Annotated in this window: 20 protein-coding genes and 4 pseudogenes; 16 read left to right on the forward strand and 8 right to left on the reverse strand. The window is 70.6% G+C overall.

What is annotated here, in order from left to right:
* The first annotated feature begins 55 nt into the window (after positions 1 to 55).
* Positions 56 to 2,497, forward strand: coding sequence for a SpoIIE family protein phosphatase (locus ACH4K4_RS25075; RefSeq protein WP_398170208.1), 2,442 nt, complete (start codon positions 56 to 58; stop codon positions 2,495 to 2,497).
* On the opposite strand, the gene ACH4K4_RS25080 is transcribed toward ACH4K4_RS25075, so the two are convergent.
* On the reverse strand, positions 2,475 to 3,353 hold the full coding sequence (locus tag ACH4K4_RS25080; RefSeq protein ID WP_398170209.1) for a LysR family transcriptional regulator: 879 nt from the start codon (positions 3,351 to 3,353) through the stop codon (positions 2,475 to 2,477). The two genes, ACH4K4_RS25075 and ACH4K4_RS25080, sit on opposite strands and share 23 nt — an antisense overlap.
* Positions 3,354 to 3,433: 80 nt before the next feature.
* On the opposite strand from ACH4K4_RS25080, the gene ACH4K4_RS25085 reads away from it, so the two are divergent.
* The 6 genes from ACH4K4_RS25085 (at position 3,434) to ACH4K4_RS25110 (ending at position 8,646) form a co-directional block, all read left to right on the forward strand.
* A complete protein-coding gene (locus ACH4K4_RS25085) occupies positions 3,434 to 3,931 on the forward strand; it encodes a cupin domain-containing protein (protein ID WP_398170210.1) in 498 nt (165 codons plus the stop codon).
* Between the two features lie 339 nt (positions 3,932 to 4,270).
* Entirely contained in the window at positions 4,271 to 5,755 is a 1,485-nt protein-coding gene (locus ACH4K4_RS25090; RefSeq protein ID WP_398170211.1) for an ATP-binding protein, read from the forward strand.
* A gap of 54 nt (positions 5,756 to 5,809) precedes the next feature.
* Positions 5,810 to 6,196 (forward strand): roadblock/LC7 domain-containing protein, encoded by a 387-nt coding sequence (locus ACH4K4_RS25095; protein ID WP_398170329.1) that lies wholly within the window; start codon positions 5,810 to 5,812, stop codon positions 6,194 to 6,196.
* A complete protein-coding gene (locus ACH4K4_RS25100) occupies positions 6,193 to 6,564 on the forward strand; it encodes a DUF742 domain-containing protein (RefSeq protein ID WP_398170212.1) in 372 nt (123 codons plus the stop codon). The genes ACH4K4_RS25095 and ACH4K4_RS25100 overlap by 4 nt, the downstream gene beginning before the upstream one ends.
* The gene (locus tag ACH4K4_RS25105; RefSeq protein ID WP_398170214.1) at positions 6,545 to 7,168 is read left to right on the forward strand and encodes a GTP-binding protein; all 624 of its coding nucleotides are present in this window, start codon (positions 6,545 to 6,547) and stop codon (positions 7,166 to 7,168) included. The genes ACH4K4_RS25100 and ACH4K4_RS25105 overlap by 20 nt, the downstream gene beginning before the upstream one ends.
* Positions 7,165 to 8,646 carry a cytochrome P450 gene (locus ACH4K4_RS25110; protein ID WP_398170216.1) on the forward strand — a complete coding sequence of 494 codons (1,482 nt, stop codon included), beginning with the start codon at positions 7,165 to 7,167 and terminating at the stop codon, positions 8,644 to 8,646. Before ACH4K4_RS25105 ends, ACH4K4_RS25110 begins: the two co-directional genes overlap by 4 nt.
* Before the next feature lie 26 nt (positions 8,647 to 8,672).
* Here ACH4K4_RS25110 and ACH4K4_RS25115 read toward each other — a convergent pair whose 3' ends face one another.
* The 3 genes from ACH4K4_RS25115 to ACH4K4_RS25125 form a co-directional block, all read right to left on the reverse strand.
* Positions 8,673 to 9,911, reverse strand: coding sequence for a pyridoxal phosphate-dependent aminotransferase (locus ACH4K4_RS25115; protein WP_398170217.1), 1,239 nt, complete (start codon positions 9,909 to 9,911; stop codon positions 8,673 to 8,675).
* Between the two features lie 5 nt (positions 9,912 to 9,916).
* The gene (locus ACH4K4_RS25120) at positions 9,917 to 11,170 is read right to left on the reverse strand and encodes a tryptophan dimethylallyltransferase family protein (RefSeq protein ID WP_398170330.1); all 1,254 of its coding nucleotides are present in this window, start codon (positions 11,168 to 11,170) and stop codon (positions 9,917 to 9,919) included.
* A gap of 237 nt (positions 11,171 to 11,407) precedes the next feature.
* Positions 11,408 to 12,163, reverse strand: a complete 756-nt coding sequence (locus tag ACH4K4_RS25125; protein WP_398170219.1) for a dienelactone hydrolase family protein — start codon at positions 12,161 to 12,163, stop codon at positions 11,408 to 11,410.
* Between the two features lie 138 nt (positions 12,164 to 12,301).
* Here ACH4K4_RS25125 and ACH4K4_RS25130 point away from each other — a divergent pair, with 138 nt between their 5' ends.
* The 5 genes and pseudogenes from ACH4K4_RS25130 (at position 12,302) to ACH4K4_RS25150 (ending at position 16,147) form a co-directional block, all read left to right on the forward strand.
* Positions 12,302 to 13,291, forward strand: a complete 990-nt coding sequence (locus ACH4K4_RS25130; RefSeq protein ID WP_398170220.1) for an ATP-binding cassette domain-containing protein — start codon at positions 12,302 to 12,304, stop codon at positions 13,289 to 13,291.
* Complete coding sequence (locus ACH4K4_RS25135) at positions 13,288 to 14,481, forward strand: MFS transporter (RefSeq protein WP_398170221.1); 1,194 nt, start codon at positions 13,288 to 13,290, stop codon at positions 14,479 to 14,481. The genes ACH4K4_RS25130 and ACH4K4_RS25135 overlap by 4 nt, the downstream gene beginning before the upstream one ends.
* Positions 14,482 to 14,519: 38 nt before the next feature.
* Positions 14,520 to 14,624, forward strand: a pseudogene (locus tag ACH4K4_RS25140) (IS5/IS1182 family transposase); the annotation flags it as partial.
* A 92-nt stretch (positions 14,625 to 14,716) separates the two neighbouring features.
* The gene (locus ACH4K4_RS25145; protein ID WP_398170223.1) at positions 14,717 to 15,388 is read left to right on the forward strand and encodes a LysE family translocator; all 672 of its coding nucleotides are present in this window, start codon (positions 14,717 to 14,719) and stop codon (positions 15,386 to 15,388) included.
* A gap of 84 nt (positions 15,389 to 15,472) precedes the next feature.
* Positions 15,473 to 16,147 (forward strand): HAD family hydrolase, encoded by a 675-nt coding sequence (locus ACH4K4_RS25150; protein ID WP_398170224.1) that lies wholly within the window; start codon positions 15,473 to 15,475, stop codon positions 16,145 to 16,147.
* Between the two features lie 105 nt (positions 16,148 to 16,252).
* On the opposite strand, the gene ACH4K4_RS25155 is transcribed toward ACH4K4_RS25150, so the two are convergent.
* From ACH4K4_RS25155 to ACH4K4_RS25165, 3 genes and pseudogenes are all read right to left on the reverse strand, one after another.
* Positions 16,253 to 16,435: a hypothetical protein gene (locus ACH4K4_RS25155; RefSeq protein ID WP_398170332.1), complete on the reverse strand. Its 183-nt coding sequence runs from the start codon at positions 16,433 to 16,435 to the stop codon at positions 16,253 to 16,255.
* Positions 16,411 to 17,235: pseudogene (locus tag ACH4K4_RS25160) on the reverse strand (FAD-dependent monooxygenase); the annotation flags it as partial. The pseudogene ACH4K4_RS25160 and the gene ACH4K4_RS25155, both read right to left, overlap by 25 nt.
* Positions 17,236 to 17,326: 91 nt before the next feature.
* Positions 17,327 to 17,533, reverse strand: a pseudogene (locus ACH4K4_RS25165) (TetR family transcriptional regulator); the annotation flags it as partial.
* On the opposite strand from ACH4K4_RS25165, the gene ACH4K4_RS25170 reads away from it, so the two are divergent.
* A complete protein-coding gene (locus ACH4K4_RS25170; protein ID WP_398170226.1) occupies positions 17,442 to 17,651 on the forward strand; it encodes a hypothetical protein in 210 nt (69 codons plus the stop codon). The pseudogene ACH4K4_RS25165 and the gene ACH4K4_RS25170 sit on opposite strands and share 92 nt — an antisense overlap.
* 35 nt (positions 17,652 to 17,686) lie before the next feature.
* Here ACH4K4_RS25170 and ACH4K4_RS25175 read toward each other — a convergent pair.
* A pseudogene (locus ACH4K4_RS25175) lies at positions 17,687 to 17,797 on the reverse strand (TetR family transcriptional regulator); the annotation flags it as partial.
* A gap of 241 nt (positions 17,798 to 18,038) precedes the next feature.
* On the opposite strand from ACH4K4_RS25175, the gene ACH4K4_RS25180 reads away from it, so the two are divergent.
* Genes ACH4K4_RS25180 through menC form a run of 3 tightly spaced genes read left to right on the forward strand, consistent with a single transcriptional unit; the run spans position 18,039 to position 21,023 of the window.
* Positions 18,039 to 19,121, forward strand: a complete 1,083-nt coding sequence (locus ACH4K4_RS25180; RefSeq protein ID WP_398170333.1) for a M20 family metallopeptidase — start codon at positions 18,039 to 18,041, stop codon at positions 19,119 to 19,121.
* Entirely contained in the window at positions 19,118 to 19,885 is a 768-nt protein-coding gene (locus ACH4K4_RS25185; RefSeq protein WP_398170227.1) for a GNAT family N-acetyltransferase, read from the forward strand. Before ACH4K4_RS25180 ends, ACH4K4_RS25185 begins: the two co-directional genes overlap by 4 nt.
* A 28-nt stretch (positions 19,886 to 19,913) precedes the next feature.
* Complete coding sequence (menC, locus tag ACH4K4_RS25190; protein ID WP_398170228.1) at positions 19,914 to 21,023, forward strand: o-succinylbenzoate synthase; 1,110 nt, start codon at positions 19,914 to 19,916, stop codon at positions 21,021 to 21,023.
* The last annotated feature ends 66 nt before the right edge of the window (positions 21,024 to 21,089 follow it).

The following is a 21,089-nucleotide window of genomic DNA, read 5'->3' on the forward strand; positions in this document are numbered from 1 at the left end:
CCCTCCAGGCCACTCTGACGAGACGCACCCACCGCATCGAGGAACCGGCAGCATCATGAGCACTTCCGAGCACGGCGGCGCCCCGGCCGGGGACGGGGCGCCGCCGGCACCCGTGCAGGCCCTGCCGGGACCGGGCCGCGCCCCGGCGGGCGCCCGGCCGGACCACACCTCCGCCGTCGGCCGCTTGGCCGCCACCGTCGAACGCCTGCGCGGCGAAGTCCAGGCGGCGCACGCGGCAGCCGACGGCCGCGCCCTGATCGAACTCGCCAAGGGCATCATGGTCGAAAGGCTCCACTGCGGCCCGGCCGAGGCGACCCGGCAGCTCAGCGAACTCGCGGAGAAGGCCGCGGTCTCCCAGCTGGAACTGGCCGTGGACATCATCAACCAGGCGGCCCGCGACCGCGTGGCGGAAATCGCCGGCGCCTTCCTGGAGCGCACCCGGACCGGGCACGCCGAAGAGGACCCGGCCGTCGGAGTGCGCCTGCGCACGGCCGAGAGCGCCGCCCTGGCCGCCGGTGACACCCAAGCCGTCGCCGACTCGCTCCTACAGCACGCGCTGGCGCCGCTGGGTGCCACGGCCGTGGCCATCTGGTCGGCCGGCCCCGACACCTCCCTCACCCTGGCCGGCCATGCCGGATTCCCCGCGGACGAGGCGGTGCGCTGGCGGTACGTGCCCCCGGGCGTGGTCACCGTCGCCCGCCAGGCACTGACCGAACGGGACACCGTCCGGTTCGCCTCCCTGTCCGAGACGGGCATCCCCTCGATCGGCCGCACCCACCACCCGCACGGCGGCCGCGTGGCCCTGCTCGCCGGCACCGGCGGCCGCATCCACGGCGTCCTGGAGATCTGCTGGCACCGGCCGCTTCCCCCGCAGCCTCCCGTGATCATGCGCCAGATCGAGGCCCTGGCCGAACTGTGCGCCACCACCCTGGAGACCACCCCCGCATCGCGCGAGCACGGGCCGCCCCCCGCCCGGCTCGTTCCCGCCGTGGCCGAGCTGGCGGACCTGGCCGACGGGCTCTACGATCCGGCGCTCGTCCTCACGCCCCACCTCGGAGCCGGCGGGCACCTGACCGATTTCCGCATCCACCACGTCAACGAGCGCTTCATGGACCCGGCGGGCCGCCCCCGCAGCTCCGTCAACGGCGCACTGCTGCTTGAGGCGTACCCGATGGCCGCCGACGAGAGCGAACTGTTCGACAAGGTTCAGCGCGTCTACGCCACCGGCGAGCCCTTCCGCGCCCAGCGGATGACCCTGACCGCGCTGGTGGACCAGGTACCGCTCGCCGTCGTCGCCGACATCAGCGTCAGCCGCCACGGGGACAGCGTGCTGCTCATCTGGCGCATCGAGGACGAGACCGCCCGGCTCGCCAGCCTCCTACAGCACGCCCAGCGCCTCGGTCGTATCGGCGGCTTCGAAGAGAACCTCCTGACCGGCGAGATCACCTGGAACGGACAGCTCTTCGCCCTGTACGGACGGCCGCCCACCGGCACTCCCGTGTCCCTCCACGACCTGGCAGGCCACGCGCACCCGGACGACGGCATCGCCATCGGCCGCTTCGTGCGCGCCGTCCTCCACCACCAGCGCTCCGCCTCGGCCGCCTTCCGCCTCCAGCGCCCGGACGGCGTCACCCGGCACATCCGGGTGATCGCGGAACCCGTACTGGACGCCGACGGCAGGCTCCTCGCCGTACGAGGCGCCTACCAGGACATCTCCGCCCAGCACTGGACCGAGGTGGCGCTCGCCGCCACTCGCGACCAACTCGCGCACACCGAGCAGGAATCAGCCGAGCGCAACCGCCTCGCGCTGCAACTCCAGCAGGCCATCATGCCGCCGACCCGGGGCCCCATCGACGCCCCCGGCCTGCAGATCGCCGTACGCTACCGGCCCGCGGAAACCGAATCCCTGGTCGGGGGCGACTGGTACGACGCGGTCGTCCTGCCCTCGCAGCGCGTACTCCTGTGCGTCGGCGACATAGCGGGCCACGGCATCGAGGCCGCCACCGGCATGGTGGTCCTGCGCAACGCGCTGCGCGGCCTGGCCATCACCGGGGCAGGCCCCGGCCAGCTGCTGTCGTGGCTGAACATCGTGGCCCACCACCTCACCGACCAGGTCACCGCCACGGTCGTCTGCGGCCTGTACGACCCCGGGACCCGCACCCTGCGCTGGGCCAGAGCCGGCCACCTGCCGCCGGTACTGGTCCGCGGCCACGAAGCGACCAGGCTGCCCCTGATCGGCGGGCTGCTCCTGGGCGCCCTGCCGAAAGCGACCTATCAGGAGGCCGAACTGCAACTGGAGCCGGACGACACCCTCCTGATGTACACCGACGGCCTGGTCGAGCGGAGGGACACCGCCATCCACGACTCACTGGCCCAACTCCTCGCCACCGCGCAGTCCCCCGCCCCCTCCCTTGAGCACCGGCTCGACCGCCTGCTGACCCACAGCAAGTCCGACACCGACGACGACACCTGCCTCATCGGCGTCCAAGTGGCTTAGAACCCGTCGTGCGGTAGGCGGCGGCCGCGATCCGCACCAGGGAGCGGACCAACGGATTCGTGTCGCCCGCTCTCCACGCCGCCACCATGGGGCTCGGCGGCATGTCGGCCAGCGGCACCACGGTGAGCCCCGCTCCGGGCTCGTGATCCAGGAGCGTCATGCCGACTGTGCCGTTCCAGAGAACGGCCTGCCGGCACTCCACGACGGCGCGCACCACGGGACCCTCGCGAGGCTGCCCGCCGTTCCAGTACGACTGCCAAAGGGGGTCGGTGCCCTGCGGGAAGACGAACCAACGACGGTCGGCCAGATCGGCCAGTGTCAGGCTGCCGCGGCGAGCCAGCGGATCGTCGGCGCGCAGCAACGCGCCCACCGGGTCGGTTCGCAACTCACGCACGGACAGGCCGGTCTCGTCGAACGGCCGCCGGGTCAGGGCGACATCGACCCGGTCGGCGTGCAGCCCGCAGGCGGGGTCGGTCAGGTCGGTCTCGCGGATACGGACCTCGACGTGCGGGTGCCGCCGGCGGTAGGCGGCGGCAAGCCGGGTCGCGCCCGGGTCGGCGCTGTCACCGAGGACGCCCACGGTGACGGTCGCGGCACCGGCCGCGGCGGCCACGCGTACGCGCAGCGATTCGGCCTGGTCGAGCAGGGCCCGCGCCTCGTCGAGCAGCACCGCCCCCACCGCGGTGAGCGTGACACCGGCGGGTGACCGGACGAACAGCGCGCCGCCGACCTCGCTCTCCAACTGCCTGATCGCCCGGCTCAGCGGCGGCTGGCTCATGTGCAGCCGGGCGGCGGCCCGGCCGAAGTGGAGTTCTTCGGCGACCGCCACGAAATAGCGCAGCGTCCGTAGCTCCATGCTGCGACGATACCCGCACGGTATCGGCGGGACGGAACGGGACTTGGACGGCCGCGGCCCCCTGGCGGTGGAATCGAAACATGACTGACGAAACGAAGCCCGCCGAACCGACCGCCTCGCCCGCCGTATCGGTGATCGGCCCCGACGACGGCGAGACGATCGTCCTGGGCACCACGCGGATGCGCGTCCTCGAAGACGGCAGCAACACCGGGCATCGCCTGGGGGCCACCGAATCCGTCCTCGCGCCGCACACGCCCGGACCGCCGCAGCACCGCCACGCTCAGCACGACGAGGGTTTCCATGTCCTCTCCGGAACCGTACGGTTCACGGTCGGCGACGAGGAATTCGACGCGACCGCGGGCACGTTCGTATTGGTCCCGCCCGGCGCGCCGCACACGTTCGCCAACATCACCGATCAGCCGGCCGTCATGCTCAGCATTTTCACACCGGACCTGTACGTCCAGTACTTCCGGGACCTGCGGAACACGATCGCCGCCGGTCGGGCCCTGTCCCCCCAGGCCCACATTCGAACCATGCGCCGCTACGCCACCGAGCCCGCCACCGGCCTCGGTGACTAGCGCCAAACGATTCTTCTGAATTTCGTACGTGAGTACATTCATGTGTTATATGCACATGCCCCGCAGAGCCATTCAGGCCCCGCTATGCTCACTGCCGCGCAGCGAGTTGTGACGGTTACGGCACGTGGCCGGTGGCTGTCGTGATGTCGCCGCCGCACGAGGACTCCGGGCGTCCCGGAACCCGGCTCCGCGCGCGGCACGTCGGCTTGGCGTGCACTGCGGCAATTGATTGGTGTGTGCGAACCAACGATCGCCCATTGCGTTTTTCGCTGCCATTTTGACGTCCGTGAATTCCGTGCATGACGCCCTGTCCCTTCCCTTAGTGCTCTGAGGATGCCGATGGTTCGTGCTGATGTGTCACCCGGAAGGCCGGGACCGGCCGCTACCGCGACGTGGTTGCTGCCACCCGTGCTCCTGGCCATATGTGCGGCCGTGACTGTTCCGTTGCTGCCTTCGGAGGCCCGTACCCACGCCGTCTGGATCGGCGTCCTCGCGACCGCGGCGGTGGCCGTCGCGGCCGGGAAGGCGGCGCGCCGCGGCCGTGCGATCGACGAGCTGCGCAGGCAGTACGCCGAGCGAGAGGCCGTCCTGCAACGGCAGTTGGCCGAGCAGGAGACCGAAACGGTGCGGATGGCCAAGGAGACCCTGCCCGCGGCCATGGCCCGGCTCCAGCAGGGCATCCCGGTCGAGGACGTACTGCGCAGCACCGGCCAGACGTCCCGTGTCAGCCCCCGCTTCGAAGCCGCACACCTCGCGGTGCTGCGCTACGTCCTCCAGGCCGTGGAGGCCGAGGAGGACCTGCGCGACTCCGCCCAGCGGGCCTTCGTCAACATCGCCCGCCGCGTCCAGGCCATCGTGCACCAACAGGCCCTGGAACTACGCGAGATGGAGGACCGGCACGGACAGGACCCGCAGGTCTTCGGCGACCTGCTGCACCTCGACCACCGGACCGCGCTGATCGGCCGGCTGGCGGACAGCATCGCCGTCCTCGGCGGCGCCCGGCCGGGACGCCAGTGGCAGAAGGACATCCCGCTGTTCAACGTGTTGCGCGGTGCCATGTCCCGGATCACCGACTACCAGCGCGTCGACCTGCACTCGGTGGCCGACGTCGGTGTCCTCGGCCGCGCGGCCGAGCCCCTGATCCACGCCGTGGCCGAACTCCTGGACAACGCCACCCGCTATTCACCGCCGCAGACCCGCGTCCACCTGACCGCCACCGAGGTCCAGTCCGGTGTCGCCGTCGAGATCGAGGACGCCGGGCTCGGCCTGACCGACGAGGCCCGCATCCGCGCCGAACGCGCCCTGGCGCAGCACTCCTCCAGCGGACTGGACCTCGACGACCTGGGGGAGTCGCCGCGACTGGGCCTGGCGGTGGTCGGCCGGCTGTCCCACACCAACCACTTCAAGGTCTCGCTGCGCGTGTCCGCGTACGGCGGCGTGCGCGTGGTCCTGGTCGTACCGCCGGACCTGATCACCGTGACCCCGGTGCCCGGCGGCGCTTTGGCCAAGGCACCCAGCCTGCCGCCGCCCCGCCGCCCCAGCGGCCCGAAGCACCGTGCAGAAGCGGCTGCCGAGGAGTCGGCGCCCACCGCCGTTTCGCGCACCGCCAACGGGCTCCCGCAGCGCAAGCGGCGCCGCGCCGTGATCCCGGCCGCGCGGCCGCAGCAGGCCGCCACCGACCGCCGCTCCCCGGCGTCGGCCGACCGGCCCTCACCGGCCGGATTGTGGATGTCCGCCTTCCTCGACGGCGCCTCCGGCGCGTCTTCGGACGGGCCCCCGGCGCAGCCTCCCCATGGTCCGAGCGATGAAGAGCCCGAACAGTGACCGAGCCAGTAGACAAGGATGAGTGAGCAAGTGGCGACAAAGCAGCGGCTCAACATGGACTGGATGCTGGAGGAGTTGGCATCCAGTGTCCCGCAGACCCGTAATGTCGTGGTGCTGTCCTCGGACGGCCTGTGCATGGCGCAGTTCGGCGCGGACAACGACACCGCCGACCGCCTCGCCGCCGCCTGTGCCGGACTGCAGAGCCTGTCGGCGGCCATCGCTTCGGAATTCCCGCGGGGCGACGGGCACATGAAACTCGTCGTCGTCGAGGTCGACGGCGGCTTCTTCTACTTGATGGCGGCCGGCGCCGGAGCCTATCTGGCGGTGCTGGCCGACGACGACGTGGACGCCGGCCTCATGGGGCAGCGGATGCGGGACCTGGTCGCCCGGATCGGCCAGCACCTCACCACCCCGCCACGGGCCGACCGGCAGGCCCCATGAGTGATCCGGAGCAGGAACAGCAGCGGGCCTGGGAAGAGGGCGGTCCCGAGCGGCTCTACGTCCTCACATCCGGCCGGAACCTGCCCGACCGGCACCCCTCCCTGGACATGGTCACGCTGATCGTGAGCCGCGGCGAGGCCGGCCCGGGTATGCAGCCCGAACCAGCCGCCATCATCCGCATATGCGACTACCCGCTGTCCGTGGCCGAGATCTCCGCGTATCTCCACCTGCCGGTCAGCGTGATCACCGTACTGCTCACGGACCTTCTGGCGAGCGGTCATGTCGAAGCCCGGGCGTCGGTCCTGACCCAGTCGCTGCCCGACGTAGAACTCTTGGAGGCGGTGATGCATGGACTACAGAATCTCTGAACCCGTCGTCGGCCCCCGGTGTGAGGACACGCTGCCGGCCTCGGTCACCACAGCGGTGAAGGTGGTGATCGTCGGCGGTTTCGGGGTCGGCAAGACCACCCTGGTCGGGTCGGTCAGTGAGATCAAGCCGCTCACCACCGAGGAGATCATGACGCAGGCCGGTGCCGGGGTGGACGACATCGCCGGTGTCGAGCGCAAGACCGAGACCACCGTGGCGATGGACTTCGGCCGGATCACCCTCAGCGACGAGCTGGTGCTCTATGTCTTCGGCACCCCGGGGCAGCAACGGTTCTGGTTCCTGTGGAACGGGCTGTTCGAAGGAGCGCTGGGCGCCGTGGTCCTCATCGACACCCGGCGGCTGGAGGACAGCTTCGACGTGATGGGCCGGCTGGAGGAACGCGGGGTGCCCTTCATCGTCGCCATCAACGCGTTCCCCGACGCCCCCTCCTACCCGGCGTCCGAGCTCCGCGAGGCCCTGGACATCCCCGACGGGGTGCCGGTGATCGACTGTGATGCCCGCGAACGCGTCTCCAGCCGCGACGGCCTGCTGACCCTCATGCGCTACCTGCACGCCCTCACCACCACGACCCCGGAGCCACGGTGACCTCCTCTTCCTCCGAACAGCCCCGCACCGCGTGGGCACCCACTCCGCCTCCGGAATGTCCGGCACACGCCCGGTTCGGCACCGCGGACGGGCTGGCGCGGCTCTTCGGCCCCGAGGCGGCCGAGGACCCCATGGGCCTGTACGAGCGCCTGCGCGCCCGGCACGGGGCCGTCGCGCCCGTCCTGCTGGACGGCGACCTCCCGGCCTGGCTCGTGCTCGGATACCGCGAGATCCTGGAAGTCGCCGGTACCCCCGCCCGGTTCAGCCGCGACTCCCGCATCTGGCGCTGGTTCAGGGAGGGGCGGGTCCCGCCGGACTCCCCGCTGCTCCCGATGATCGCTTGGCAGCCGGTCTGCCTGTTCCTGGACGGTGAGGAGCGCGCCCGGCTGCGCCTGGCGGTCACCGACAGCCTGGAGCGCTTCAACCGCCGCGGGATCCGGCGGCACATCACCCGCTTCACGCACCAGTTGATCGACGGCTTCGCCGAGCGGGGGGAAGCGGACCTGGTCGAGGAGTTCTGCGAACACCTGCCCATGCTCGTCCTGACGCAGCTCCTGGGCATGCCCGACGAGTACGGGCCGCGGCTGGTCGCGGCCAGCAGGGACATGGTGGCGGGCACCGAGACCTCGGTGGCCAGCAACGCGTTCATCGTCGAGACCCTCACGGAGCTGGTGCGGCGCAAGCGCGGGAGCCGTGGCCACGACGTCACGTCCTGGCTGATCGAACACGCCTCGGGGCTGACCGACGAGGAGGTGTGGAACCACCTGCGGGTCATCCTCATCGCCGCGAACGAGACCACCGTCAACCTCCTCAAGAGCACCCTGCGGATGGTGCTGACCGACCCCCGGTGCCACGCGTCGCTGGCCGGCGGGCAGATGACCCTGCCCGACGTGGTGGAGCAGGTGCTGTGGAGCGAACCGCCCCTCATGACCATCCCCGGCCGCTGGGCCGCCGTGGACACGGAGGTCGGCGGTCAGAAGGTCGAGGCGGGTGACATGCTGCTGCTCGGCCTGGCCGCCGGCAACCACGACCCGGCCGTCCGGCCCGACCCCTCGGTTCCCCTGCACGGGAACCGCTCGCACCTCGCCTTCAGCAGCGGTCCCCAGGAGTGCCCCGGCCAGAACATCGGCCGGGCCATCGCCGACACCGGCATCGACGCTCTGCTGGCGCGGCTCCCCGACGTACGGTTGCGCATCCCCGAGGAGCAGCTGAGCTGGCAGTCGGGCTGGATGACACGGCACCTGACCAGCCTTCCGGTGACGTTCACCGCGTCCCGGTCTCCGGGCCGCACCGCGTCCGACGGTCCGGCCCGTACCTCCGTGAAGACCGAGCGGCAGCTGCGGAGCGCCGCGGACAGCGGCCCGGGGCGCGCCGCCGAGCCCGCTGTGCCGTTCCCTTCGGTGGTGTCCCCGCTGGTTCCCGCCCGGAGGAAGCGCACATCCTGGTGGACCTCGTTCAAGGCATGGCTGCGAGGATGATGTCCGGATAGGGGTGGTGGCGCGCCCTACTGTTGCATTCCGGTGGCCTGGAGTGGGGCCGGGCCGCCGGCAACGATTTCTTCGACGGCCCCCGCGATGCGATGCAGTGCCTCTTCCATGACCGCCCGGGAAGTGGCGTAGCTGATTCGGATGTTGCCTTCGGCGGCCGGACCGAACCACTCCGGCGTACCGGGCACCACTGCCACCCGGGCCCGTGACAAGAGGAATTCGCCCATCGCCCGGCTGCTCAGCCCGGTGGCGGACACATCGGGAAACAGGACGTACGTTCCGTCCGGGCGGCGGCAGGAGATTCCGGGGATCGCGTTCAGCCGGTCCGCGCAGTAGTCCCGTATTCCCCGAAGGTGTTCCAGGAAGGCGTCTCTCCAGGGCCAGCCGTGACGCAGGGCGGCCAAGGCGCCGGCCTGGGTGAAGGGGGTCATGCTGTATGCGGCGCCGAGACGCTGGAAGGCGAGCCGCAGAGCACCCGCATCCCGCAGGGTCGGGGCGACCACGAATCCCATGCGCAGCCCCGGTAGCGCGAAAGTTTTGGAAAGGCCGGTCACCGTGTAAATGCGCCGGCTGCTTTCGGTGTCCAGGCTCGCCATGCTGACGTGCTTTCCGGGCGGGTACACGATCTCGTTCCACACCTCGTCGGAGAGGATCGGGACGCGGTGCCTGCCCGCTGTCTCCGCCACCGCCCGAAGGGTCTCCTCGGTGAAGACCGTGCCCAGGGGGTTGTGCGGATTGCACATGCAGATCAGGGCGGTGCGCGAAGTGATCAGAGAGGCGAGCCGGTCCGGGTCCAGCCGTCCCGTGCTCTTGTCCATCGGGCAGTAGACCCGCCGGGCCCCCGCGGCATCGACGGCCTGGCCGAACAGCAGGTCGACCGGGTCCAGCAGGATGCACTCGTCGCCCTTACCGCACAGGAGGCGCACCACGCCCCAGAGTGCGGCTGCGGTGCCCGGAGCCGGCACCACGCGGTCGGGATGGTTGCCGATCCCGTAACGGGTCTCGGCCACATCGGAGAAGGCCTCCCGAAGCTCGGCGCATCCCGTGGGTGACGCATAGGGGAAATAGCCGTCGGCGACCGTCGCGAGGACGGCGTCCGTGACCACCGCGGGCCCGGGAAAGTCCGGCTCGGCTGCCGTCAGCGGAATGACGCCGGGCGGATACGCGCCCCATCGGAGGGGCGATCGCCGGCGCAGCCGGCCGGGCCGGACCTGCGCGTCATCGAACAGCGACCGGAGTGCGTCGTGCAGCGGCATGGCGTTCACCCCCGCTGGTAACGGGCAGGCGGGTACCGGTCGTAGAGTTCCGGGGACCAATAGGTGGTCAGACGGGGCCGGCCGCGTTGCACGCGTGCCGACGCGTACGTGTGGATACCGCGGCCCGCCGAGAGCGGGCGCCGGGCCACCTGGTCCAGCAGCGACTGATAGTCGCGTACGGGTAAGCCCATGTCCGCCATGACCGAGCTGATGCGGTCCCGGATGATCCGGTCGCTCGCCGTGTGGAGCCACAGCGGGACGTACAGCGTCGCGGACACCGGCACATGCCCGCCGGCAGTCGTGAACGTCAGGTTGCTGACGAGCGGTTGGGGACGTACCGCGCTGTCGCTGCCGGTCAGCCGACGGCAGAAATCCCCGAGGAATCCCGCCTCGTGCTGATGCGATATCTCCATTCGGGCGTCGAGTTCCGCCGGTGAGACGTCATAGTGGCGGAAGTACACCTTCACGCGTGATTCCGGGCCGTCGAGCAGGTCGAGACCGAAGTAGACGATCCTGTCGAGGTCGAATCCCCGGCCGGCGTATTCGCCGACCGCGGGCCACGCCTTTCCGAATCCCAGGCGGTCCAGTGCCTCGTGCGTCCGCTCGACGGCGGTCATGCCCTCATTGGCGCGGGGATTGAGGTAGACCTTGAACGCGGGTCCACCGGTCGGCGCGAGGGCGGCGGCGTGCATCATGGCGAAGCCGGTCGGGTTCTCGTCCGGAAGGAACAGGTCCGACACCTCGGCCAGCCGGTTGTCGTCGGCGCCGAAATCCCGGGTCAGCCCACGGGTGAGACCGAGTGCCGCTTCCTGCGCGGACGATGTGCCCAGCCGTTCAGGGAGGGCCTCCACGAGTACCCGTATCTGCAGCCCCTCCTGCGAAAAGGCGGCAGAGAACTCGATCGGCGAACCGTCGGCGCATACGTCGGAGTGCCAACCGGGACGCGTACCGATTTGCCTCGCCCCCCAGGGTGACAGCATCCTGCGCAGCACCCTCGTTCCCTGTTCGACGTCCACGCCCGCACCGCCGAGAAGGCGGGTGGCGGTGGTGACCGCATAATCCGAGAACGTCGCGCTCGCAGAAACCCGTGGAACCGACCGTAGAGACGACATGGAAAATCCTCCCCTACCTCTTGCCCGGTCTCGCCGTACCGCACGCTTGCTCCGCCGGCCGATCGGCCAGTACCAATAAGGTGAGAAGCTCCTGACTACCGTCCGATAGGAGATCGACGGCTTGATCGGCCGTCCCCGCGTCCGCATTGGCCCCGGGTCGGTCACTCGGATGCCGCCATTACCTCCGCCGGCTGCGGCCGCTGCCCTGAACCCGGAGTACTTTCACAATTAACTATGCTTCCTCCGGCCGCCACCGGCGCACAAGGGGCGTGCGCGGCGTTCGCCGTACGATGGCGTGCGCCTCCGACTGACGGATGCGCACGCCGGCGCTCGCAACACCGAGTTGACCGGGGGAGGCGGCGCCCCCGGCCGGGAACCGGAGCCTCAGCTGCCGCTGTTGCGCAGGGCGCGGTCGAGGAGGGGGAGCAGGCGGTCCCAGTGGCGCTGCAGTGCGGAGGGGTTGAAGGCGTCGGTGTCGGCCATGGTGAAGCCGTGGATGGTGTCGGGGTAGACCTCGGTGGTGTACTCGACGCCCGCGGCGTCCAGGGCCTGGTTGAGCTCCCCGATGGCCTCGGGCGTCATGTCGCCCACGGCGAGACCGATGTGGACGCGGGCAGTGAGTTCGGGGATGCGGTGGTGCGGGCTGTCGGGCGCGTCGGTGACCAGGAAGCCGGGGTGGAACCCGGCGACGGCGGCCACCTGGCCGGGGTGGGCCGTCGCGGTGCGCATCGCCAAGGCGGCGCCCATGCAGTAGCCGATCGTGGCGACCGGTCCGGCACCGACCTCGGGCTGGGCGGTGAGGAAGCCGACATAGGCGTCGGCGTCACGCAGGACACGCTCGGTGGTGTGCGCCTCGACCAGGGGCATCAGCTGGGCGAAGATCGCAGGTCTGGCCTCCTCTCCGATGTGCTCGGGGAGGTCGAACACCGGTGCCGGGCCGTGCCGGTAGAAGAGGTTGGGGACGAGCACGTAGTACCCGTGTCCGGCGAGTTCGCCGGCCTTCTTCTCCAGCTCGGGCCGCAGGCCTAGGGCGTCCGGGTACAGCAGCACTCCCGGGTGCCGCTCGCCGTGGTCGGGGAAGGCGGCGAACGCGTCGGCCTGGCCGTCCGGGGTGGGAATCTGCACAGTCTTGGTGGGCATGACGGAAGATCCTTCCTTGGTCTGTTGCCGGCGCACAAGGGGAGCGGGCGATCAGAGATCAACTCGACGCCGGCCCGAGCGCGCCGAACGCGACCACGAGGCCACCGGGCGGGTCGTCGATACCTCAGGGCCCAGCCGGTGCTACGGGCCGGCGGCCGGACCACCGAGCGCTTCCGGCTGCTCGACGACTCGCTGCGGGAAGTCCAGCGTGCCTCCCGCCGCTCCACCCTGTCGGCGCTGCCCGGTGCGTGGGGCTTGACGCTCACGGTGCAGGCGGTGTTCACCGTACTGCTGACCCTGGGCGCCTACCTCGCGCTCGGTGGGGACATCGGCGTGGCTGAGGTGCTGACGATCCTGGTGCTGGCCGCCCGCAGCGCGGATCCGCTGCTGTCGCTGACGGACATCGGGGGCAAGCTCCGCGGCGCCCGGTCCGTGCTGGCGAGCCTCGACGCTATCCTGCGCACCGAACCACTACCGGAGCCTGCCGAGTCGTCCCAACCGGCGGTCCACAGCCTGGAGTTCGAGTCCGTCGCCTTCCGGCACGGCGGCCGCACCGTGATCGGCGGCCTGTCGCTGCCCATGCCGGAGGGGCAGCGGCTGGCCGTCGTCGGACCGTCGGGTGCGGGCAAGAGCGCCTTGCTCCAACTGCTCGCCCGCTTCTACGACGTGGACGCGGGCGCGGTACGCATAGAGGGTGTGGACGTGCGCGCGATCACCACGAAGGCGCTGATGGAGCGGATCGCCATCGTCTTCCAGAACGCCTACCTCTACGACGGCACGATCGAGGAGAACGTACGACTCGGCCGCCCCGACGCCGGCGAGGCCGAGGTGCGCGCGGCAGCCGCCGCGGTGCGGCTGGACGAGGTGACCTCCGCACTGGACCCGGTGAACGAGGCAGCCGTCCACGAGGGCATCGAGCGCCTGATGGCGGGCCGGACGGTGGTGGTGGTCGCGCACCGGATGCGTACCGGCCAACGCGCCGACCGCGTCGTCTTCCTGGACGGCGGCCGGATCGCGGAGGAAGGCAGCCACGACGAACTCCTGCGCAGCGGGGGTTGCTACGCGCCCTTCCGGAACCTGACGCTCTCTTCCGCGGGCCCCCACCCGATGGAAGATTGTCCAGGGTGACCAAAACGCTCCAACTGCATCTGACGGCCGCCACGCTGCTGAGGGTGTCTGCCGAGGGAGCCGCGACCGCGCTGGTGCTCACCGTCGAGGCACGTACCGGGGACGCGGCGAGTGCCGGATTCGTGCAGACCGCGATGACGCTTCCGTACGTGCTGAGCGGGCCGGTCATCGGCCATGTGCTGGACCGGACGGACCGGCCGCGGCGTCTCGCGGTCGCCTTGGCGGGTGCTTACGCCGTCGCGACGGCCCTGCTCATGCTGTCGGTGGGGCACTCGCCACTGGCGCTCGCGCTGATGACGGCCGTTGTGGTCGGCTGCGTCGAACCGATCGTGACGGCACTCACCGGTCTGCTGCCGAGGTTCGTGCCTGCTGAACGGTTGCCGCGCGCGTACGGGTTGGAGGCGTCGAGCTACAACGTCGCGGCCGTCGCCGGGCCGGCGACGGCCGCGATGGTTGCCGCGCTGGTGGGTGGAGGACACACCGGTATGGTGACCGTGGCCGCCGCCGTGCTCGGCCTTCTCTTCCTCCCCATGCTGCCGCTTCCGGCGCCGGAGGCCCGGCCGGAGCGGACGCGGCCGGGCGTCCGGCAGGTCGTGGTGGGTGGGTTGTCCGTGCTGGGTGCCAACCGGGTGCTGCGGGCCCTGACGGTGGGGACCACGTGTGCCTGGTTCGGGTACGGCGGGTTCGCGGTGGCGGCGGTGCTGCTCAGCCAGGACATCGGGGCGGGCCCCGGGGCCGGCGGGCAGCTGCTTGCCTGTTTCGCCCTGGGGTCCCTCGTGGGGTCGTTGGCCTCGTCGCGCTGGCTGACGCGCGGCCGGGCCGAACGGGCGGTGACCGCAGGGATGCTGGGGTTCGGTACGGCGCTGGCCGCGTTGGCGGCGGCGCCGTCGCTGCCATGGGCGTGGACGGTCTGCGCGCTGGCGGGTCTGGCCGAAGGACCGCTCTTCGCCGCGACGCTCATGCTCCGTCAGCGCGAGTCGCCACCGGACCGGCTCGGCCAGGTCAACACCACCGGCGGCAGCCTGAAGATCGGCGCATCGGCCGGCGGTGCCGCGCTGACCGGGGTGTTCGCCGGCCAGCTCGGGGCGGACGGACTGATGCTGGGTATCGCCGCGTGCCAGTTCGCGGGGGCGGTGCTGTGGTTGCAGCTGCGGAGACGGTCCAGGTGTGTTGTTCCGGGACGTTGGTGACAGGCGGCATGCTGTGAGTGGTGCTTGAAAGCCCCCGGAGGACCGAAGTCGAGCGGACGATCAACGCGCTCAAGGGCTTCCGGGCTGTGGCTACCAGGTACGACAAGAGGGCAGCCGCCTTTCGCGGCACGGTCACTGTCTGACACGCAAAACCCAAAGGCGAACAGTGCAATTCCTGCCCGATATCGGGCAGGAATGTAGACGGTTTATGGCTCCTGGCCTAGGGTGAACGCTCATGATCACTCTGGACGCAATAGGGACTTTTGCCCTGATAGTGGGACTCCTGACGCTCACTCCGGGACTGGATACCGCACTCATTCTGCGCACCGCGGCGCTCGGGCACCGCCGTCGTGTCTGGGGCGTGGTCATCGGCATCCAGAGCGGCACACTGATCTGGGGCGTGCTCACCTCGTTCGGTGTGACCGCGCTGCTGACCGCTTCTCATCTCGCATACACGATTCTTCGTTGGGCCGGAGCGGCGTACCTGGTGTGGATGGGCGGCAGGTTGCTGTGGGCCACCTGGCGTCACTCGTCGAACGAGAGCCCGCAGACAGTGGGGGCCGGGGGCACGACCGGGGCCGAGACCAAGGCCGGGACAGGCGCCGGTGACACTCTGCTCGGCGGCTGGCGGCAGGGGATCGTGACCAACCTCCTCAACCCGAAAATGGGCGCCTTCTACGTTGCGGTGCTCCCGCAGTTCGTCCCCGCCGGCGCCTCGCGCCTCGCTCCAGGCGTGCTCCTGGCCGGTGTGCACATCCTCCTGGCCGTCGTCTGGGCGTGCGCGCTGATCGCCTTCGCGCATGTGCTCCGAGACCGCCTGCAACGGCCCTCGGCCCGCCGCTGTCTCGACCGCATCACCGGCACGGTCATCGCCGCCTTCGGCATCCGGCTCGCGCTCGGACAGTGAAGCACCGGTCGACGTAACCGCAAGGCCGCCGACAGCAGCCGAAACAGGCAACCCGCGCATCACCCGAAGTGAAAGGACATCTTCATGTGCACGCTTCCCACCAGCACCGAGGCCGTGGTCTTCGACTGCGATGGCCTGCTGGTCGACACCGAAGCCTGCTGGACCGTTGCGGAGGCGGCCATCTTCGCGGCGCACGGCCATCCCTTCGGTCCCGAACAGAAAGCCTTGGTCATCGGCCGCACCGTGGAGGCCGCTGGTGAGGCCATGGCCCAATATCTCGGGCGCCCCGACGCCGGGGCCGAACTCGCCGCCGAACTCGTCGAAAGAGTCCGCAAGGAGCTTTCCCGAGGCGTCACAGCCCTCCCGGGGGCGACAGAACTGGTGCGTGCCTGCCGGGCGGCCGTACCCATAGCCGTAGCCAGCAACAGCCCTCGGGAGCTGCTGGACACTGCACTGTGGTCGGCCGGTCTCTCCGACTGCTTCACTCACTCGTTCGCCGCCGACGAAGTGCGCTTCCCCAAGCCCGCACCAGAGCTCTACCTCACAGCATGCGAGGCGCTCGGTGCGACTCCCAAGCGCTCCGTCGCCTTCGAGGACTCGGCCACAGGCATCGCCTCGGCGCGTGCTGCCGGGCTCTACGTCGCGGTCGTACCGTCCCTGCCAGGAGCCAACCTCGACCACGACTGGCTGGGTACCAGCCTGGCCGAACCCGAATTGCGGGACTGGGCCAGGAAACTGGGAGAAGGCACAGTCCGCTGACCCCCTCATTCTTGCGCACGGGTGGGCCGCCTCGGCGAGTTAACGGATGCTCCAGGCCGAAATGGCAGGCAGCACACCCCACTCACGCGACCGGTCGGATACCGCCTAGGACGGTACCGTCCTGAACCAGGTCCCCAGCGCTTCGTGCAGGCCATCGCCCGTGGTGCCTTGCCAGGCGACGTAGCAGTCGGGCCGGAGAAGCAGCGCGCTACCGGGGCCCGTTCCGATTCGTAGGTGTCCAACAGCCCCTCCGGCGCCTGACCGCGCAGCTCCGAGGCCAGCTTCCAGCCCAAGTTCACCGCGTCCTGCAAGCCCATGTTGAGCCCCGGGCCGCCGATCGCCGAGTGCACGTGCGCGGCGTCCCCGAGCAGGAAGACGCGACCCGCGCGGTACCGCGATGCGGTCCTGGTGTTGCCGCCGGACAACCGCCTCATCAGGTGGGGTCCCGGGCCGGTGGGCGGGGCGAGCGGTACGTCAACGCCGAGCACCCGGGAGGCGCTGGCCCGCAGCTCGTCGATCGAGGCCTCGCCCTCGGCCGGCCGGTCCCACTCCACCGCGGTGGCCAGGGGAGCGCCGTCCGGGAACGGTCCCCAGGTGAGCAGGCCGCGTTCCGTGCGCAGGTGCCGGAACGGCGGCACGACACCGAATCCGGGTACGGCCAGGCCGCCGTCGGCGCCAACCATGTCCGGCGGCACGCTGACATGTCCGGTGAGCGACACCGAGTCGTCCGTGGTCACGCCGGGAAACTCGATCCCGGTGAGCTTGCGGACCGTACTGTGCCCGCCGTCGGCGCCGACCTGAAATGCCGCCTCGATCGGTTCCCGTCAGCGCAGCTCGATCGTCACCGACTTCCCGCCCTGTGCCAGGCCGGTGACCTCGTGCCCGCGGCGGACCTCGACGCCCAGTTCGGCGGCGCGCTCGGCAAGCATGTGCTGGATCCGGCGCTGCGGCACCATCAACGTGTAGAGCGGGTTGTCCGGCAGGTCGGTCAGATCGAGCGGGAAGGCGCCGAACACGAAGCCGGGCGCCGGTTCGGGTACGGCACCGGGCGCGGTCAGCCGCTCGTACAGTCCACGCCGGTCGAGCATGCGGACGACCTGGCCGACGAGGCCGTTCGCGCGCTGCTCGGTGGTGGGCGATGGCGGTGTTGATCGCGGCCATGACCGCGGAGGCGACGAGGTGCGGGTACAGGTCCTGTGCGAGGTCGGTGTCGGTGCGGCCGGCGATGGCCGCGGCGATCTCGGCCTCGGCGAGGGCTCCGGCCCGCAGCAACTCGCCTTGCAGGGCCGGTTCGGTGACCATCAGGCGCACGTCCGCTGTCCACTTCGCCGCGTCGGATACGGGGCGGGCGGCCGCCGGGGTGTCCGGTTCGAACTGCGCCAGCACCGCGCGGGTGATCGCGTCCCACAGCGGCTCCGCCGAGGGCTCGCGCAGTGCTTCCGCGATGCGCAGGCAACGGTCGAGGTGGTGGGTGGCGATCGCCTCGCCCCTGCTGGAGAAGTAGTTGTTGAACGTGCGCGGCGAGACGCCGGCGGCCTCGGCGATGTTCTCGACTCTGACGTTGTCGAGCCCGCGCTCGACGGCCAGCCGTATCGCCGCCCAGCTGAGCGCGGCACGCGTCTCGGCCTTCTTCCGTTCTCGGAGTCCCATGGGGCGACGGTAGAAAATTGTGTGCGCCGCGCAAATATGCGTGGCGCGCAAGTTTATGGGAGTTGTCCGTCAGGCCAAGGAGTGGCCCGTCGGTTTGTGCCCTGGGATCAAGATCCCGAGGGCTCGCCATACGTACGCTGCGGCCGCCGGGACCACCCGATACCTCATGGAGGACCCACCCTTGCCGCACGACCCTGCACGCCTGCCCGCGCCGGCGGATCAAGCGCCGTCCCTCAACGCCATGCTCGCCGACCTCGAAGAACTGGTGACCTGCGAGTCCTACTCGGCCGACTATGAGGCCGTGGCCCGCAGCGCCCAGGCGGTCGCCGCGCAGGGCCGCCGTCTGCTCGGAGCCTTGCCCCGAACGCTGACGGCCGAAGGCGTCACCCACGTGCAGTGGACCTTCGGAACGCCGCGCATCCTGTTGTTGGGCCATCACGACACCGTCTGGCCGATCGGCTCCCTCAAGACCCGCCCCTGGTCGGTGGAGCAGGGCGTCATCCGCGGCCCCGGGGTCTTCGACATGAAGGCCGGCCTGGTCCAGATGTTCCACGCCCTGGCCTCACTGCCGTCCCTCGACGGCCTCTGCATACTCGTCACCGGTGACGAGGAGACCGGCTCGGCCACTTCCCGCTCGCTGATCGAAGCCCTCGCCCGCCGGTGCTCGGCCACGTTGGTCCTGGAGCCTTCCGCACCCGGTGGAGCTTTGAAGACCAGCCGCAAGGGCGTGTCCCTCTACGACATCACCGTGCACGGTCGCGCCGCCCACTCCGGACTGGAACCGGAGAAGGGCGTCAACGCGGCCACCGAACTCGCCCACCAACTCCTGGCCCTGCCGGGCATCGCTGCCACCGTCACCGCCTCCGCCGGGCCCGGAACGAGCGTCACACCCACCGTGATGCGGGCCGGCACATCGAGCAACACCGTTCCGGCGGAGGCCGAGCTGAGCGTGGACGTCCGCGTACCGAACGCCGCGGCGCAGGAAGCGGTCGACCAGCTCGTCAAGGCCCTGGAGCCGCAGACACCCGGCGCCCGCGTGCGGATCGGCGGCGGCCCCAACCGGCCGCCCCTGGACCCCGGCGCCTCGCGGGGACTGTTCGCCCTGGCCAACGAACAGGCCGTACGGCTCGGTCTCGGCCCGCTGCGGCAGGCATCCGTCGGCGGAGCCTCCGACGGCAACTACACCGCCGGGGCCGGGTGCCCCACACTCGACGGCCTCGGCGCGGTGGGCGACGGCGCGCACGCCGACCACGAACACGTCATCGCTGCCACCATGCCGGACCGCGCCCGGCTCCTGGCCCACCTCGTCGGAGCACTGCGATGAAGCGACCCACCATCCGGGAACTGCACCGCATGGAGGACTTCGATGCCGTCAGCCTTCTCTACGCAGACATCTGGGGGACCGAACCCGGCAACCCGCCCCTCTCCGCCGAGCTGATGCAGGCCCTCTCCCACGCAGGCAACTACGTGGCCGGAGCGTACGAGGACGACCGGCTGGTAGGGGCGTCCGTCGCCTTCTTCGGCGAACCCGTGGGCATCAGCCTGCACTCGCACATCACCGGCGCCGTCATGGGCCGTGGCGTGGGCCTCGCCCTCAAACTGCACCAGCGGCGGTGGGCGACGGCCCGCCGGCTGAGGCGTATCACCTGGACCTACGACCCGCTCGTCCGCCGCAACGCCTACTTCAACCTGGTCAAACTCGGTGCTCGGCCGGAGGAGTACCTGACCTGCTTCTACGGCGCGATCGATGACGTCGTCAACGGCGGTGACGAGTCCGACCGGGTCCTGGCCGCCTGGGACCTCACCGCGCCCGCACCGCCCGGGATGACCGAGCTGCCCGCCGGTGCCGCCCACGGCCTCCGTAACCGCGAAGGCCGCCCCGAGACCGTGACGACCGACGCGGAGACCGTGCTCATCGACCTGCCCGACGACATCGAAGCCCTGCGCCGCACGGATCCGGGCGCCGCCCGTGCCTGGCGGCTGGCCGTGCGGCATACCCTGGGCGGCCTGCTCGGCGAAGGCGCCCGGGTCGTCGGCTTCCACGCACGCCGCCGGTACGTGATGCAACGTCCCGGCACCCATGCCTGACCGCTTGTCCGCAGAGGAGCCACCAGTCGTGAAGACGAAGATTTCCGGCGTCGAGCTGCGCCGGATCGCGATGCCGCTCGTCGCCCCGTTCCGCACCTCCTTCGGGGTGGAGACCAGCCGGGATGTGCTGCTGGTCCGCGTCGTGACCTCCGACGGTGAGGGGTGGGGGGAGTGCGCGGCCATGTCCGAGCCCCGCTACTGCTCGGAGTACGTCGACGGTGCGCAGGACGTCCTGCGCAGATTCCTCGTCCCCGCCCTGCCGAAGGACGGCTTGGACGTGCATGTGGCGGGGCGGGCCCTGCGCCCCTTCACCGGCCACCGCATGGCGAAGTCCGCACTGGAGACGGCGGTGCTGGACGCCCAGCTCCGCGGCGCCGGCGAGTCCTTCGGCTCCTACCTGGGGGCCGCCCGCGACCGGGTGCCCTGCGGCGTCTCGGTCGGGATCATGGACTCGGTGCCCGAACTCCTCGACGCCGTGGCGGGGTACCTCGCCGAGGGCTACGTCCGGATCAAGCTGAAGATCGAGCCCGGCTGGGACGTCGCTCCCGTACGTGCCGTACGCGAGCGCTTCGGCGACGACCTGCTCCTCCAGGTCGACGCCAACGCCGCCTACACCCTGGCGGACGCCCGGCAGCTCGCCGCACTCGACGACTTCGGCCTCCTGTTGATCGAACAGCCACTCGCCAACGACGACATGGTCCAGCACGCCGAACTGGCCAAGTTGCTGCGGACTCCGGTCTGCCTGGACGAGTCCGTCGAGTCCGCCGCCGACGCCGCGGCAGCCATCTCACTCGGCGCCTGCTCCGTCATCAACATCAAGCCCGCCCGGGTCGGCGGCTACCTCGAAGCCCGTCGCATCCACGACCTCGCCCGCGCCCACGGCATCGCCGTCTGGTGCGGCGGCATGCTGGAAACAGGCATCGGCCGTGCCGCCAACGTCGCCCTGGCCGCCCTGCCCGGTTTCAACCTCCCCGGCGACACTTCAGGCTCCCACCGCTACTTCGCCACGGACATCACGGAGCCGTTCGTGCTCGGTGACGGCCACCTCGACGTTCCCACCGGTCCCGGCCTCGGCGTCGAGCCGCTGTCCGACGTTCTCGACGAGGTCACCGTCTCCAGCGAATGGATCACACTGTAAGCGCGCCGAGGGCCACCCCTCCGGATGGTGGAAAGGGCCGGCCGGACCGTACGTTCCACCGGCGCG

The organism is Streptomyces sp. NPDC017529 (assembly GCF_044329785.1).
In the GTDB taxonomy this organism is placed as follows: Bacteria; Actinomycetota; Actinomycetes; order Streptomycetales; family Streptomycetaceae; genus Streptomyces.